Source organism: Leclercia adecarboxylata (assembly GCF_023639785.1).
GTDB classification, from domain to species: domain Bacteria; phylum Pseudomonadota; class Gammaproteobacteria; order Enterobacterales; family Enterobacteriaceae; genus Enterobacter; species Enterobacter adecarboxylatus_D.
Map to the genome: position 1 here is coordinate 2,173,178 of NZ_CP098325.1, position 14,875 is coordinate 2,188,052.

The 14,875-nt window shown below is 56.4% G+C and carries 24 protein-coding genes; 23 read left to right on the forward strand and 1 reads right to left on the reverse strand.

Annotated features, from left to right (window positions below; genetic code table 11):
• Position 1: 1 nt before the first annotated feature.
• From NB069_RS10430 to NB069_RS10480, 10 genes are all read left to right on the forward strand, one after another.
• Positions 2-643 carry a recombination protein NinG gene (locus NB069_RS10430; protein ID WP_250589278.1) on the forward strand — a complete coding sequence of 214 codons (642 nt, stop codon included), beginning with the start codon at positions 2-4 and terminating at the stop codon, positions 641-643.
• A complete protein-coding gene (locus tag NB069_RS10435; RefSeq protein WP_057107415.1) occupies positions 640-780 on the forward strand; it encodes a YlcG family protein in 141 nt (46 codons plus the stop codon). Before NB069_RS10430 ends, NB069_RS10435 begins: the two co-directional genes overlap by 4 nt.
• Entirely contained in the window at positions 777-1,466 is a 690-nt protein-coding gene (locus NB069_RS10440) for a bacteriophage antitermination protein Q (protein WP_250589279.1), read from the forward strand. The genes NB069_RS10435 and NB069_RS10440 overlap by 4 nt, the downstream gene beginning before the upstream one ends.
• A gap of 178 nt (positions 1,467-1,644) precedes the next feature.
• Positions 1,645-1,824 (forward strand): hypothetical protein, encoded by a 180-nt coding sequence (locus NB069_RS10445; protein ID WP_250589280.1) that lies wholly within the window; start codon positions 1,645-1,647, stop codon positions 1,822-1,824.
• A 170-nt stretch (positions 1,825-1,994) separates the two neighbouring features.
• Positions 1,995-2,219, forward strand: coding sequence for a class II holin family protein (locus tag NB069_RS10450; RefSeq protein ID WP_250589281.1), 225 nt, complete (start codon positions 1,995-1,997; stop codon positions 2,217-2,219).
• The gene (locus tag NB069_RS10455; RefSeq protein WP_250589282.1) at positions 2,197-2,760 is read left to right on the forward strand and encodes a lysozyme; all 564 of its coding nucleotides are present in this window, start codon (positions 2,197-2,199) and stop codon (positions 2,758-2,760) included. Before NB069_RS10450 ends, NB069_RS10455 begins: the two co-directional genes overlap by 23 nt.
• A gap of 210 nt (positions 2,761-2,970) precedes the next feature.
• The gene (lysC, locus tag NB069_RS10465; RefSeq protein WP_434543615.1) at positions 2,971-3,294 is read left to right on the forward strand and encodes an Rz1-like lysis system protein LysC; all 324 of its coding nucleotides are present in this window, start codon (positions 2,971-2,973) and stop codon (positions 3,292-3,294) included.
• Positions 3,295-3,323: 29 nt separating this feature from the next.
• Positions 3,324-3,560 (forward strand): Acb2/Tad1 domain-containing protein, encoded by a 237-nt coding sequence (locus NB069_RS10470; protein ID WP_039031995.1) that lies wholly within the window; start codon positions 3,324-3,326, stop codon positions 3,558-3,560.
• Positions 3,561-3,690: 130 nt separating this feature from the next.
• Positions 3,691-3,969 carry a hypothetical protein gene (locus NB069_RS10475; protein ID WP_250589285.1) on the forward strand — a complete coding sequence of 93 codons (279 nt, stop codon included), beginning with the start codon at positions 3,691-3,693 and terminating at the stop codon, positions 3,967-3,969.
• Positions 3,970-4,072: 103 nt separating this feature from the next.
• Positions 4,073-4,267, forward strand: a complete 195-nt coding sequence (locus NB069_RS10480; protein ID WP_250589286.1) for a hypothetical protein — start codon at positions 4,073-4,075, stop codon at positions 4,265-4,267.
• 2 nt (positions 4,268-4,269) lie between these two features.
• Here NB069_RS10480 and NB069_RS10485 read toward each other — a convergent pair whose 3' ends face one another.
• Positions 4,270-4,605 carry a hypothetical protein gene (locus NB069_RS10485; RefSeq protein ID WP_250589287.1) on the reverse strand — a complete coding sequence of 112 codons (336 nt, stop codon included), beginning with the start codon at positions 4,603-4,605 and terminating at the stop codon, positions 4,270-4,272.
• Between the two features lie 27 nt (positions 4,606-4,632).
• Between NB069_RS10485 and NB069_RS10490 the strand changes: the two genes are divergently transcribed.
• The 13 genes from NB069_RS10490 to NB069_RS10550 all read left to right on the forward strand — a co-directional run bounded on the left by NB069_RS10490 (position 4,633) and on the right by NB069_RS10550 (position 14,865).
• Complete coding sequence (locus NB069_RS10490; RefSeq protein WP_250589288.1) at positions 4,633-5,205, forward strand: terminase small subunit; 573 nt, start codon at positions 4,633-4,635, stop codon at positions 5,203-5,205.
• A complete protein-coding gene (locus NB069_RS10495) occupies positions 5,202-6,773 on the forward strand; it encodes a terminase (protein WP_250589289.1) in 1,572 nt (523 codons plus the stop codon). The genes NB069_RS10490 and NB069_RS10495 overlap by 4 nt, the downstream gene beginning before the upstream one ends.
• A gap of 4 nt (positions 6,774-6,777) precedes the next feature.
• Entirely contained in the window at positions 6,778-8,181 is a 1,404-nt protein-coding gene (locus tag NB069_RS10500) for a DUF4055 domain-containing protein (protein ID WP_250589290.1), read from the forward strand.
• Position 8,182: 1 nt separating this feature from the next.
• Positions 8,183-9,286, forward strand: a complete 1,104-nt coding sequence (locus NB069_RS10505; protein WP_250589291.1) for a phage head morphogenesis protein — start codon at positions 8,183-8,185, stop codon at positions 9,284-9,286.
• A 125-nt stretch (positions 9,287-9,411) separates the two neighbouring features.
• Positions 9,412-10,164, forward strand: coding sequence for a DUF6651 domain-containing protein (locus NB069_RS10510; RefSeq protein WP_250589292.1), 753 nt, complete (start codon positions 9,412-9,414; stop codon positions 10,162-10,164).
• 16 nt (positions 10,165-10,180) lie between these two features.
• On the forward strand, positions 10,181-11,317 hold the full coding sequence (locus NB069_RS10515) for a P22 phage major capsid protein family protein (RefSeq protein WP_250589293.1): 1,137 nt from the start codon (positions 10,181-10,183) through the stop codon (positions 11,315-11,317).
• A 38-nt stretch (positions 11,318-11,355) separates the two neighbouring features.
• A complete protein-coding gene (locus tag NB069_RS10520) occupies positions 11,356-11,625 on the forward strand; it encodes a hypothetical protein (RefSeq protein ID WP_250589294.1) in 270 nt (89 codons plus the stop codon).
• A 2-nt stretch (positions 11,626-11,627) separates the two neighbouring features.
• Complete coding sequence (locus tag NB069_RS10525; RefSeq protein WP_250589295.1) at positions 11,628-12,110, forward strand: DnaT-like ssDNA-binding protein; 483 nt, start codon at positions 11,628-11,630, stop codon at positions 12,108-12,110.
• A gap of 1 nt (position 12,111) precedes the next feature.
• On the forward strand, positions 12,112-12,465 hold the full coding sequence (locus NB069_RS10530; protein WP_250589296.1) for a hypothetical protein: 354 nt from the start codon (positions 12,112-12,114) through the stop codon (positions 12,463-12,465).
• 2 nt (positions 12,466-12,467) lie between these two features.
• Entirely contained in the window at positions 12,468-13,067 is a 600-nt protein-coding gene (locus tag NB069_RS10535; RefSeq protein WP_250589297.1) for a hypothetical protein, read from the forward strand.
• Between the two features lie 7 nt (positions 13,068-13,074).
• A complete protein-coding gene (locus NB069_RS10540; protein ID WP_250589298.1) occupies positions 13,075-13,506 on the forward strand; it encodes a DUF4128 domain-containing protein in 432 nt (143 codons plus the stop codon).
• Positions 13,507-13,552: 46 nt separating this feature from the next.
• Positions 13,553-14,485, forward strand: coding sequence for a phage tail tube protein (locus NB069_RS10545; protein WP_250589299.1), 933 nt, complete (start codon positions 13,553-13,555; stop codon positions 14,483-14,485).
• 41 nt (positions 14,486-14,526) lie between these two features.
• Positions 14,527-14,865 (forward strand): phage tail assembly chaperone, encoded by a 339-nt coding sequence (locus NB069_RS10550; protein WP_250589300.1) that lies wholly within the window; start codon positions 14,527-14,529, stop codon positions 14,863-14,865.
• The last annotated feature ends 10 nt before the right edge of the window (positions 14,866-14,875 follow it).

Here is a 14,875-nt window from a genome sequence, read left to right on the forward strand (position 1 = left end):
CATGGCTAAACTACCTCGCAAAAAATGCATCAATAAATCGTGCCGCCAGTGGTTTCACCCGGTGCGCAACGGGCAGGTGGTCTGCTGCTACGAGTGCGCCACCGCCGTTGCCAAAGCGCAGACCGCGAAGAATCGGGCCGAGGCTCTGCGTGCTGAGAAGAAACGCCAGCGCGAAGAGGAGAAGGCGGGGCGCCAGCGCCGCAAGGAGCGACTGGCAGAACTACGGCCTGCGGGTTACTACAAGGCACAGGCTCAGCAAGCATTCAACGCCTTCATCCGCGCGCGTGATGCTGATTTGCCATGCATCAGCTGTGGAGAGACCAATCCTCCCGATCTGCACGGCGGCCAGTGGGATTGCGGTCACTTCAAAACGGTAGGCGCTAACCCTGAGTTGCGATTTGAAGAGCGCAACGCGCATAAGCAATGCAAGTCCTGCAATGCCGGCTCCGGTAAGTACACAGCCAAAGAGGCGACTGTGGCTAAGAACTACGAAGACGGGCTGATCGCTCGTTACGGGCAGGAGTATGTCGACTGGCTGAATGGACCTCACGAAATGACCAATTACCGCCGCGATGACTTCATCCGGATCCGCGACGAGTATCGCGCAAAACTCAAAGAACTTAAGCAGCAGGTGGCCGCATGAAACCAGAACTGATTGAATCGCTTCGCATGCGCTGGCTGCGCCTCCGCATTTATCGCCGCCCGGGTACGGTGCTGGTGGACTACCGCATTCTTCGAAACTTTATTCGCATCTACCAGATTGCAGGAGCTGCAGCGTGAACACTCAATACCTGGAATTTGTACGCCAGCAGCTCATCGTTGCGACCGCAGATCTGAGCGGGGCGACGAAAGGGCAGTTGATGGCCTGGCTGGAGAACGCCCAGTTTGAAACGAAGACCTTTAAGCGGAAGAAGCCGCGCGTGAAGGATGAAGTGACTGGGGAGATGATAACGCTGGATAACCCTCCGATCCCCGGCAAACAGTCACACGCGAAGGGCTCACACATCCCTCTGGTTCAGCCGGTCGAATACTCCACCGCATCGTGGCGCCGGGCGGTCCTGTCGCTTGAGGAGCACCAGAAAGCATGGTTGCTATGGAACTACAGCGAAAACACGCGCTGGGAGAACCAGGTGGCGATTACCCAATGGGCCTGGGCCGAGTTCATGGCGCAACTGGGCACCAGGAAGATTGCCGGCAAAACCATGGACAGGCTGAAGGCGTTAATCTGGTTGGCGGCGCAGGACGTGAAGGAGGTATTGGCGGGGCGTGACCCTTATCAGTATGGGGATCTGGCCGCGCTGGTGGGCGTGAACAAAACCAATTGGTCTCAGAACTATGTCGAGCATTGGGAGAAGATGACAGGGCTGTTTTGCCGCTTGGATACCAGCTCACTGAAGCAAGTTTCGCGATCACGTTCACAACAAAAAGCAACAAATTACCAACCAAGTATTGCAGAAATGAACTAATTGACGTATATTTCGACTAAATCTGATATCGTCGCCATAGCTTTGGTTGTCGACCGAATCACACAAAAGAGCCCGAGGTTAACGCCTTGGGCTTTTTGTTTGTGTTGGTAGATCCCTTTGCTTACCGCCCACTCCGTGATATGTAAATACCTTAGAAACTAAAGGGAGGGGGAAGGCGATGAGCAATGCGGTTTGCAGCAATGAAAAATGCAAGAAAGAATTTATTTACTGGGAGCACAGCGGTGGTTATCCAGGCGGTAAAGAAAAAGAAACAATAGTCTGCCCATACTGTGACCACGAGAACGGCTATATAATGACCAGTGGGTTGATTTCAAGTAAGAAACTTGAGGATAAGTAGTTAACAGGTCTCGGCAATCCGCCGGGCTTTTTTCATTTCAAAAGGCTGCCGATTGGTGGCCTTTTTCTATTTCAGGCTCCCGGAACCCCCATCACTCGTCTTGTCGTTAATTCGTCCGGAGAGCCTGATCCTACCTACGCACAGCACCCCGGAACTATCGGAGGTGAGAGATGTTACGAATGGACAAAATAACCACAGGCGCAGCTTATGGCGCCTCTGCGGGGAGCGTGTTGAACGGCATTCTTAACGCATACAGCCCTGAGCAGTGGAACGCCATCGGCGTGCTGGTGGGCATAGTAGTTGCTGTTCTTACGTACCTGACAAATTTGTATTTCAAAATCCGCGAAGAAAACCGTCGCAACAGGAGCCGGCATGAACCCGACGTTGAGGAATAAGCTGGTGGCCGCAATCGCTGGCGGCTCGGGAGCTATCACGATTGCAGCAGTAATGCTGGGCAATGCTGATGGGCTGGAAGGGCGACGTTATTACGCTTACCAGGATGTCGTTGGCGTCTGGACTGTATGCGATGGGCACACTGGAACTGACGTACGCCGCGGTCACCGCTATACCGACCGGGAATGCGATGCTCTATTGCAGTCAGACCTGCGCAAGGTGGCAGCAGCCATCGATCCACTGATTAAGATTCGTATCCCTGAAACCACCAGGGCGGCGCTTTACTCGTTCACATATAACGTGGGCGCTGGCGCATTCGGCAAATCCACGCTGCTGAAAAAGCTGAATACTGGTGATGTAGCTGGTGCCTGCAAAGAGCTTCAGCGCTGGACGTATGCTGGCGGGCAGCAGTGGAAAGGCCTCATCACCCGGCGCGAGATAGAACGCTCAGTCTGTGAGTGGCAGCAAAAGCCGCAGCTGTTTAACGGTGGCGCCGGGCCGCTTAACGCAGGAACTCCACCATCAGCCCCGGGAGTATTCTGATGAAACTCCATTACCTTATCGCGATCGCCTTATTCATCATCTGCCTGTTCGGCGGGGCGTGCTGGTCAGCCTGGTATTACAGCGACAAAGCCAGTCGGGAAAAGGTGCGAGCGGATAGCGCAGAACAGCAGGCCGAATCGGCAAACATCATCACCGCCAACGTCATTCAGGCCGTGAACATCATCGACGCCATTTCAGAGGCTAACCAGGATGCAAAGAACCAGAACGCACTGGAGTCACAGAGAGCCCAGGCAGATATCAAAGTGGCTGTTGCGAATGATGACTGCGCTAATCGGCCTGTGCCTACTGCAGCTGCTGACCGGCTGCGGCAATTCGCGGACAGTTTACGTGAAGATTCCGGTGGTGCCGCTTCCGGCAAACCTGACAGCTGAGACGCAACATCCAGCCATTCCCGACCCGCTGACCTACGGGGCCAGTCTGGATCTGAATGTGAGTCTGCTGTCGGCGCTGGGCCAGTGCAACATCGATAAGGCCAGTATCAGGAAGGTTGAAGTATCGCGAGCCTCACAATAGCGGGGCTTTATAACATCTGAGGAAATCTAATGAGCGAAGCAAAACCGCAGGACGGAAGCACCGTAAAGGGATATCGAACCTTAACGGAAGGTGACATTCAGGTGATGAACCGCCTCAAAGACGTAAGCCGACATTTTTTGAGCTTGCTGGATACCGCCAAAGAAACCGGCGCTGATCCGCGCTGGGTTGCAATGGCGAAAACTGAGATGCAAAAGGCATGCATGTTCGCCTGCCGCTCAGTGGCAAAGCCTGACGAAGACTGCTAGCCATTCCAAAGCGTCCTATCCCGGGCGCTTGATAATGGTGACAAATATCTCAATTTTTATTGTGGTTGACATAAAATCCTTTATTTTCATTGTGATATAATCATCAGGCATCAATGAAAAGGAGGTGCATATGTTTGAGGTGATAATGTTTGGCGGCGGGGAAAACGGTAACATTACGCATACAGAAAAGATTGAACGCGTAATTAAATTGTCCGACCCACGCTTTCAACACCACCCGATTGTAAATGGTGTAGCTACCGCTCCAGAGATCGAATACCGAGTTGTCGAGTTCCAGCTTGATGGCTCAATATATCTGGTTGGCTACCATGGGAATAAGCCAAGCGATGCTGTTATTAGTTCTAACATCAGGCATAGCGATCCCAAGCTCAAGCCATACAAAACACTGTAACCGCCTCCGGGCGGTTTTTTATTGTCATCACCATGGGTAGACTCATCGTAATGGCTATAACGGTTAAATCGTAAATATACCCTACAGGGGGTAAAGAGGTTTTATGGCTGACATTCACCAGATCACGATAACCCTTGATATGAAGGAGCACGTTGCACGCTCTCAAGAAGTGCTTGAGGAACTGCAGCGAAGGGTGAGTGAGCTTAGTCCGCGTGTCTCAGAAGAGGACGCGCTGCGGATCCTTCTTCTCGACATGACATTTGATTACTTGAAGGCTAAGAAATCATTGGCGGATTAAAACTACTGTCTTTGAATGTTTTCCCATTGGCGTCGATGCTCCTCCTTCTCATCCACACAGGAAGGGCACAGTAATCCGCCGTAGTACATGTCATTTTGAATGGCGCTCTCAAGATCATCACCTTCAAGAACGTGCTGGCAGTCATTGTGATACCCGCCAGGGTCGGTTACTCCATCGCAAGGTTTGGTGAGAAACGGCACTAGTACCGCTTTTTGTCGTGGAGTTAAGCTTTCATAACCATTGTTTACAGCCCTCTGAGCTATTCCAGCCACCATAGCATCTTGGCCATGGAAGCGATCATGTTCGAGCATGGTATTGAGAAGAGATTCCGTAGACATAAATAAACCTTTCATTGTGGAATAAAAATGGCACTCACCGACAAACAAGATATGTTCTGTCGCGAGTACCTCATCGATTTAAACGCCACGCAAGCGGCTATTCGGGCGGGGTACAGCGTCAAAACTGCCAACCGCATCGCCGCCAAGTTATTGTCAAAAGTTGACATCCAAAACAGAATCGCCGAACTCAAAACGAAGCGCAATGAAGTTGTGGGTATTGATGCCGATTATGTGCTCCGGCGCTTGGTTGAGATCGACCAGATGGATGTATTGGACATCCTGAATGACGACGGCAGCCTAAGGCCGATCACCTCATGGCCTAAAGCCTGGCGAATTTCGCTAACCGGTTTGGACATCAGCACGACCATTCAAAACTTCGACGAAGAGACCGCCGAGACCATCCTTAAAAAGATTAAGTGGCCTGATAAGGTTAAAAACCTCGAATTGCTCGGCAAGCATGTGCGCGTGCAGGCATTCAAAGAGCAGGTGGAGCAGAAGGTCACCGCAACCCACAGCATCATGCCGGTCCCGTCCTGCGATAACGTAGACGACTGGGAAGCAGCAGCGCAGAAGCAACAGAACGAGGTTCTTGGTGGATGAATTACAAAGCCGTCTGGAAACCTTTGCCGGGATCGCAGTCGCTCTCCCTGAGTTGCCCGTGTAACGAAATTCTCTACGAGGGGACGCGCGGACCGGGTAAAACTGCCGCGCAGCTGGCGCGCTTTCGTCGCCTGGTTGGTCTGGGCTACGGCTCGTTCTGGCGTGGCGTGATATTCGATACCGAGTATAAAAACCTCACCGATATCATCACCCAGTCAAAGCGCATGTATCGCCTGTTTAATGACGGCGCACGCTATCTGGCGTCAGCGTCTGAACTACGCTGGGTGTGGCCAACTGGCGAAGAGCTGCTGTTCCGCTTCGGGAAGGAGGAGGGCGACTACTGGGACTATCACGGTCAGGAGTTCCCGTTCATCGGCTTTAACGAGCTGACCAAGCAGCAGTCGGGTGAATTCTACGAGATGATGTTCTCCTGCCGACGCTCATCGTTCAGGCCGGAGAACTATCCGCGGGATGATGGCTCGTTACTAAAGCCGATCCCGCTGGAGACGTTCAGCACCACGAACCCGTTTGGCATCGGCCATACCTGGGTGAAGAAACGCTTCATCGAGCCAGCTCCCCGCGGCACCATCATTCGCGAGACGCAAAAGGTGTTCAACCCGCAGACCGAGCGAGAAGAGGACGTGACGCTGACGCGCGTTGCGATTCATGGCTCGTTCAAAGAGAACCCATATCTCGACCCGCAGTACATCGCAACACTGATGGCAATCAAAGATCCCAACCGGCGCAAAGCCTGGGTTGAGGGTTCCTGGGACGTTACCAGCGGCGGACGCTTTGACCATCTGTGGAATGCCTCGCTGCACGTCATTAAGCCGTTCCGCATTCCGGACAGTTGGACTGTTGACCGCTCCCATGACTGGGGCGAGTCGAAGCCGTTCTCAAACCTGTGGTGGGCACGCGCCGACGGCACCGCCGCCGAGCTGCCTGATGGTCGCCAGTTCTGCCCGCCTGCCGGGTCGCTGATCCTGATTGGGGAATGGTATGGCTGCCCGCCTGATGAACTCAACAAAGGTCTGAATATGTCGTCCACAAACGTCGCCAAAGGTGTGGCGTGGGTGGATAAGCGGCTGGTGGGCGAAGAGCTTGCTGAGCCCGAAGAGATAAAACTCAACGGGGTAACTCAGGGGCAACTGAACATCATGCCCGGCATCTGCAAGAAGGTTATACCCGGCCCGGCTGACGGGGCTATCTACAACACCGGCGATGACGAACTCTCCATTGCCCAGAAGATGGAATCGCAGGGCGTTAAGTGGGTTCCATCCAACAAGAAACCGGGATCGCGCGTGAACGGCGCGGCCCTGTTTGCTGACATGCTTGAGGCCGTCATTGAAGGTAAGAAGCTGGAATCAGGCATGCCAGAGAAGCCAGCATTCTACGTATTCGACTACTGCAGGGGCTGGATAAGCCGTGTTCCGGTGCTCGTGCGCGACAGTAAGAACCCTGACGACGTAGATACCCAGCAGGAAGATCACGACTGGGATGGCACACGCTACGCCGTCCTCCATTCACCGCCGAAGAAAGTCGGCAAAGTCACCAACCTACGGATCTAACCCCATGCCTGATATTTCAACCCCCAATCTGGACTATGGGAACATGGTGCAGGCGTGGGACATTAACGACGCCCTGATGGGCGGTACGCTGTACATGCGCCAGTTGGGTGAGGCTTATCTCCCGCGCTGGCCGAAAGAGGATAAAGAGGATTACAAAAAGCGCCTGGCTGTGGCCACGCTCCTCCCGGCATACGAAGAGACGATCAACCAGAACGTCGGACGCGTTTTCGCGGAGCCAATCCAACTGGGCGAGAACGTCCCGGATGCTCTGCGCGAGTTCGCGAAGAACGTGGATCTTGAAGGCAGTCGCCTCGATGTATGGGCGCAGGCGTTCTTCAGCCTGGCGATGCAGTACGGTCTGTCCCATGCGCTGGTGGACTACCCTCGTATCGATGCCGAACAGGTGAAGACCAAGGCTGATGAAAAGGCCACCGGCGCACGCCCCTACGTGACGATGCTGAATCCCCGCCAGGTGATCGGCTGGAAGTCGAAGATGACCGGGGGCAAGGTGGTGCTCACGGCTCTGCGTATCAAAGAGGTGGTGGTCGAAGACGGTGACGACTTCGGGCAGACGAAAGTAGAACAGATACGCCTGCTCACGCCCGGGCAGGTGCAAATCTACCGCAAGGCCACTGGTGCCGACGGCCAGGCGAACTGGGCGCTGCACGATGAATGGACAACATCCCGGCAGGACATCACCCTGGTCACGCTCTACACCAAACGCACCGGCTTTATGTGTGGCTCACCGCCGCTGCTCAATATGGCGCTGCTGAACGTCAAGCACTGGCAGAGCCAGAGCGAGCAGGACAACATCCTCCACGTCGCCCGGGTGCCCATCCTCACCGTGTTCGGGCTGGAGGAGGGGCAGGAGCTGGTAATTGGTTCTTCATCTGCGGCAAGTTTCAATGATCGGCAGAAACAGGGCCTCGAGTACGTCGAGCACACCGGCTCCTCCATCGGCGCTGGCAAAGAGTCGCTGGCTGAGCTGGTGGAGCAGATGCGCCAGGCTGGCGCGAAGCTGCTGCGCACCGACAATACCTCGACCAAGTCCGTAGACCAGACCTCAGAAGAGAAGATGCAGGAGCAGTCCCCGCTCTACACCATGGCAACCAGCCTGGAAGACGCGATCGACAACATCCTGCAAATCATGGCCGAGTACATCGGGGAGAAAGACGGCGGCAGTGTCGATGTCCGCACTGAACTGGATGTCGAGTCGAAAGAGTTCAACCCTCCGGCGGCGCTGGCTATTCAGTCCCTGCGTCAGGGTGGTGACCTCCGTCGTATTGATGCCATCAAAGCCCTGCAGAAGCTCAACCTGATTGATGCTGATGCCGACCCTGAGAAGGTCCTGGATGAACTACTGACTGAATCGGCCTCGCTGACGGAACCGCCACTGGACGAGGTGTGATATGGCCCGCTCCGTCAACGATCGCCTGCAGGACGAGACGATAGCGCATGGTCTGTATGTGAACCGCTACGGTACGGGCGTCGCCCGGCGCATGGTGTCGCTGCTGAACAAGCTGGACGCCGACCTGGCCGCAAAGTTGCTGGTGCTGCTGGATGGCAAGCGCGCGGACACCTACAGTGCCCGCCGCCTGGCTTCGCTGCTGGCTGGGGTACGTGACCTCAACCAACAGGCCTATGAGCCAGTTAACGATGCGCTGGCGAGGGAACTGACGCGCTACGTTGAGTATGAGGTCGGGTACCAGCTGGACCTGTTCAGTAGCATCATTCCGAACCAGATCCTCAAGCATGTGCCGCTACAGAGCATTGCACCCGAGCAGGTTTACGCCGCAGCAGTGGCGCAGCCTTTCCAGGGGCGCTTGCTGAAAGAGTGGGGCCAGAAGCTTGAAGCCGATCGGCTGGACAAAATCACCAACGCTGTGCGCTCCGGGTTCCTCCAGGGTGAGACGGTAGAGCAGATTGTCCGGCGCGTTACCGGCACACCGAAACTCAATCGTGAAGACGGGGTGATTAACGCATCCCGGCGCGACCTGGCGGTGGTGACCCGCACCGCTGTGAATCACATGGCCGCCACGGCGCGTCAGGACTTCGCCCAGGCCAACAGCGATATCGTGAAGGCCAAGCAGTGGTCCTCCACGCTGGATACGCATACCAGCCAGTGGTGCATCATCCGCGACCGCAAGCTCTACACGCTCGACGGCAAGCCGCTGGGGCATGTGGTCCCGTACCTGCGCGGTCCTGGCAAAATCCACTTCTGCTGCCGCTCCGGCGAAATCCTGATTACCAAATCGTGGGAAGAATTGCAGATAGCCTCTGACGAGCTGAGCAGCGCCACACGTGCTTCTATGGATGGGCAGGTGCCAGCGCATACCAACTACGCCGACTGGCTCGCCAGGCAGCCATACGCGCGGCAGGAGCAGGTGCTGGGCGTCACCCGGGCGCAGATGCTACGTGACGGCAAAATTACCGTGCCGGAGATGTTCAACGATGCCGGGGAATTCCTGACCCTGGACGAACTGCGCCGCGTGGATGCGTCGGCATTTGAATAACACAATCCTAATCAACATCAAGGCTGCCTCCGGGCAGCTTTTTTTATGCCTGCCGCCGAGCGGATGCGACGCGGTGACCGGGTCGGATGACCCACTACCAATGGCCGGAAGGCTGGAGCAAAACAATGAAACTCAAACTCGATGCTAACGGCAATGTGGTCGTTGAAAACGGTATGCCTGTGTACGTCCATGACGACGGCAAAGAGATCCCGTTCGATGCGGTCGCAGCTATGAACAAAATCACTTCCCTGAATGGCGAGGCGAAAACTCACCGTGAAGCGAAGGAAGCGGCGGAAGCCAGTCTCGCGAAATTCGCTGGCATCTCCGACCCGACCAAGGCGCTCGAAGCCCTGGAGATGATGACCAAAATCGACCAGAAGAAGCTGATCGACGCTGGCGCCGTTGACCAGGTGAAGGCTGAAATCACCAAGGTATTCCAGCAGCAACTGGACGAAGCGAACGGCAAGACCAAACAGCTGGAAACCCAGCTCTACGACGAGATGATCGGCGGCCGCTTCGGTGGTTCGAAGTTCATCTCCGAGAAGATGGCGATCCCGGCTGAGTTCGTGCGTTCCCACTTCGGTCAGAACTTCAAAATCGAAGATGGCAAGGTCGTGGCTTACGACGGGCAGGGCAATAAGGTGTTCTCCCGTACCAAACCCGGTGAACTCGCTAGCTTTGACGAAGCGCTGGAATCACTGGTCGAGTTGCATCCGCAGAAAGACTACATCCTCAAAGCGTCCGGCAACAGCGGCGGTGGCTCTCATCAGTCGCAGTATCAGGCCGGGCAGAAAACCATGAAACGCGCTGCTTTCGACGCCTTACCGCCTGTTGAACAACAAACGGTAATTGGCGGCGGCACGAGCATCGTTGATTAACCGAAAGGAAACCTAAATGTCCAACACCCTCACTGGCCTCATCCCAACCATCTTCACCGCCCTGAATCGCGTATCGCGCGAGCAGGTGGGCTTTATCCCGGCGGTGGCCCGTAACGCCAAAGCCGATGCCGCGGCTAAAGACCAAACCGTGACCGCACCGGTGGCACCAAAAACCACCACCGTTGATATCACCCCGGCGGCAACCGCGCCAAACGACGGTGATCAGAACATTGGTACTGTGGACGTCAAAATCACCAAATCCAAAATGGCCCCGGTCAAATGGAATGGTGAAGAGCAGCTTGCCATCGGACCATCAGGCACCTATGACATTGTCCTGGCTGACCAGTTCTCTCAGGCGTTCCGCGCACTGAGCAACGAAATGGATGCTGACCTGGCATCGCTGGCTTACAAGTCTTCCCGCGCTGTTGGTGCTCCAAAAGATACACCGTTCAGTGTCAAAGACGACCTGTCTGATGCGGCGAACGCTCGCCAGGTGCTGACTGATAACGGCGCACCTACCACTGACCTGCGCATGGTACTGGGCGGCGAAGCGATGGCATCCATTCGTGGCAAACAGTCCGTACTGTTCAAAGCGAACGAAGCAGGTACCGATCAGCTTCTGCGTGAAGGCATCATTGGTCGTGTGATGGGCTTTAACCTGCACGAATCCGCCAACATCAAGCGCACTGCGAAAAGCACTGCGGCGGGCTATAAGGTCAACGGCGCGAAGAAAGAGGGCGACATCATTGTTGCTATCTCTGCTGGCACTGGCGGTATTGCTGCCGGGACTGCAGTGAAGTTCGATGGCGATGACAACCAGTACATGGTCGTAGCGGCAACCTCTTCCACTATCACCATCGGCGCGCCGGGCCTGCGCCAGGATCTTGCAGACCAGGCAACTGTCACTGTGCTGAGCGAGTTCGCGCCAAACGTTGCTTTTGACCGTAACGCATTCCTGCTGGCTTGCCGTACCCCGGCCATGCCAAAAGGCGGCGATACCGCTGACGATGTGATGAACGTAACCGATCCTGTCTCTGGTATTACCTTCCAGATCGCGCTGTACCGCCAGTACCGTCAGGTGCGTTACGAGGTTGGCCTGGCGTGGGGTGTGGCATCCGTTCAGCCTGAACATTCCACCATCATCATGGGTTAACCACTGGGGCTTCGGCCCCTTTGTTTTAAGGAGGCCCAATGGCCGGATTGACCAAAGAGCAGCGCGCACAGCGTGAGGCTGAAAAGCTTGCCGCGCAGAATGGCGCTGAACAAACTTCTGCCCAGCAGGACCAGCAGCAGGACCAGCAGCAGGACCAGCAGCAGGACCAGCAGCAGGACCAGCAGGGTGTTGAGCTTGTGGTGATGGTGCGCGATGAGCCTGAATTCCCCGGCGGCCCGCTGAGCGCTGAGGTTCACCCTGACGAGGTGGATAACTGGCTGGCGCTGGACTGGCGTCTGGAGGACTAACCATGCTGGTTGTCGATCCCCATTCGCCTGACTTCAACAGCTACGCCAGCGTTATGGACCTGCGCACGTTCGCGGCGGGGCGCGGATATGCCGTTCCTTCGGATGATGGCGAATGTAGCCAGATGCTGATGCAGGCAATGGACTATCTGGAAGGCAAGACATGGCGCGGCGAGCGCTCCAGTGCATCACAGCCGCTATCGTGGCCGCGCGCGGGCGTGCGCTTCGACGGCGTTGACCTACCAGATGACACCATCCCACAGCGCCTGGTTGATGCGCAGTGCCGCCTGGCTCTCGAATCGCAGGAGATTGATCTCACGCCGTCTGTCGCTGGTGGTGGTGCGGTAACGATGGAGCGCGTAGAGGGCGCAGTCACGGTCCAGTACGAACCAGGTACGAATAAGGCGGCACCGTCATTCCCCTGGCTCTACTCCTCGTTGCGTGGGCTGGTGGTGGGCGGCAATCAGATCCGCATCGAAAGGGGGTGATATGCCAATCGACTACCGCCGCATGCGAAACACCGCAACGCGACTGCTGACCGAGAACGGGAAGGCTTATCCGCTTACCCGCGGTGGCGGCACTACCCGCGATCAGTCCGGCAAAGAGGTATCCACCCCGGCTATAACTGCGACCGTCACTGGCGTTGTCACTGAATACTCCTCTCGTGAAATAGATGGCTCTCTGATTACTACTGGCGATAAAAAGCTGGCGGCCACAGCCGAAACGGAAGTGCGTATTGACGACCGCATCGAGATCGACGGCAAAGCATGGCGGGTGGTGCAGCCTAATCCGGTTAAGCCTGCCGATGTACTCATCTCATATAACATCCAGTTGAGGGCGTGACTATGGCCAGCTCTGTTAATCAGCCGTTCCTGGCTGCCATTCAGTTATTTGTGGATAGTTCGAAGCAGGAGATGGATCAGGCAGTGCGCCGGACGGGCATTAAAATCCTCGCTCAACTGGTTGAGATGTCCCCGGTGGGCCAGCCGGATATCTGGCAGGTCAACCAGACCGCGACGGCGTACAACACTGCGGTGCGGGAACATAACGCGACCCTGCGTGATGATCCTGCCAACCTGACCAAATCAGGACGGCTTAAGCGCGGGCTGCGAGTGAACGACTCGATGGACATCAAAAAGCCTGATGGCTATGTCGGTGGGCGGTTCAAAAACAACTGGTATGTGGGGTTTGATAGCCAACCGACCCAGACCAATGATACACCGGACGCTTCCGGCCAGGGTTCAAACTCCCGCGGCCTGGCAGTGCTGGAGGTGTTCCGGGTAGGGCAGGTCAGCTCGATCTACTTCACCAATAACCTGCCGTATGCACAGGCGCTGGAGAACGGGCACTCCGGTCAGGCCCCCGGTGGCATGGTGGGCATCACCGCGCTGGATGCCGCGCAGCTGTTCCGTCAGGCAATGAGCGAGGTGCGCAATGGCCGGTGACCAGTCAATGCGGATCGCGGACCTGCTGGAAGGTCGTGTCGCGGCTATCTGCTCTTCGCTCGGGCTGCCAGTGGCGTGGCCGAACATCGCGTTTACTCCCCCGGATGATGCGCCTTACGGGCGTGTTTACGTTCTACCGGCGCAAACCGTGGGACAGGACCTGGAAGGCCAGTTGCGTACGTACCAGGGCATTCTGCAGCTCAATATCGTTGCGCCAGCAGGCAGTGGCGTGAATCAGGCCAGAGAGCTGGCTCAGTCCATCGCTGACGCCTTCCCCGAAGGGCTGCCGCTGGTGGATGGTGACCTGACTGTTTATATCAACGGCCCGCCGCAGGTGCGTACGCCGATACAGGATCGCCCGACATCTGCACCAAACGGCAGTAGCGGCTCCATCACCTACACCACCCCCGTCAGCATGCAGTACCGCGCTGATTACTGACCCGCCGCCTGGCGGGTTTTTTATTACCTCAATTCAGGAGAATGCAATGGCATTCGCAATCCCTAACGGGTCACGTGTGAACGTGGCCAGGGCCTATCAGGTCCCCATTACCTTTACCGCAGCCTCCAACGCGACGGAATGCGAACTGACCGTTGCCTCGGCTGCCGGGATCCTTGCGGGCGATGTCGTCCAGGTAAACTCTGGCTGGCTCAAGCTCGATAACATGGTGCTGCGCGTTAAGTCCGTAACCACCACCAAAATTGTGCTGGAAGCCTTCGATACCACCGACACCAAGAAATTCCCGGCGGGCACTGGCGCGGGTACGCTGCGCAAAGTCGACTCCTGGATCACCATGCCGCAGGTGATGACCCTGTCCACAGAAGGCGGTGACCAGCAGTCCATCTCTATCCAGTTCCTGGAAGATGATAAGGCTCGCACTATCCCGACGTTCAAAAACGCCGTGGTTCAGGTCTACACCTTCGCGCATGACCCGATGCTGGCGATCTACAAGCGCCTCATCGACCTGGACGACTCCAGCGACACCACGGCGGTCTGGTTCCATAACCCGCGCGGTAAAGCGGATCGTTACTACTCCGCCAAAGTGTCGTTCCAGCGCGTGCCGCGCACCGAAATTAACGCAGTAGAAAGTAACGAAGCGCGTATGAACTTCGAATCGGATATGCAGATTTACCCGATCGCTGATTCATCCGTGCTGCCGCTGGCATTCCTGACTGACCTGCCGTCCACTAAAGCACTCGCAACTGGCGCTGCGCTGGATCTGGCTGTGGTTATGCAGGGTGGTTCCGCGCCCTACACCTACGTGTGGAAGAAGGGCAGCACCGCTATCCCTGGCAAAACCGCCTCGACGTTCAACATCCCGTCGGTCGCATCCAGCGATGCTGGTGTCTACACCTGCGAGGTCACAGACGCCGCAGGCAAAACCATTACCTCAGCTGCGTGCACCGTCACTGTCAGCTAACCAACAAGGCCCGGTTCGTCGGGCCATTCTGAGATGAATCAATGACCCAATTCTCCCTGATCCCAAATCCTACCTTTTCCGTCACTGCCAGCATCCCGCGCGCTGGCGCTGAAGACGGCAAACTCACCTTCACCTTCCGCCACAAGACGCTGCAGGAACTCCGCGCAATGGACGAGAAGCTGCAAAAAGCAACTGAAGGCAAAAAGGCAGCAGTAGAGCCGCAGGCCGATTACCTCATGGAAATCGTCGAAGGCTGGGCGCTGCCGGACGAATTTACCCGCGATAACGTGATCGTCCTCCTGCAGAACTACCCTCGCGCGTTCGACAGCATCGGTCTGGCCTACACCAAAGAGCTGATGGGCATCCGCGAAAAAAACTGAGGCAGGTCGC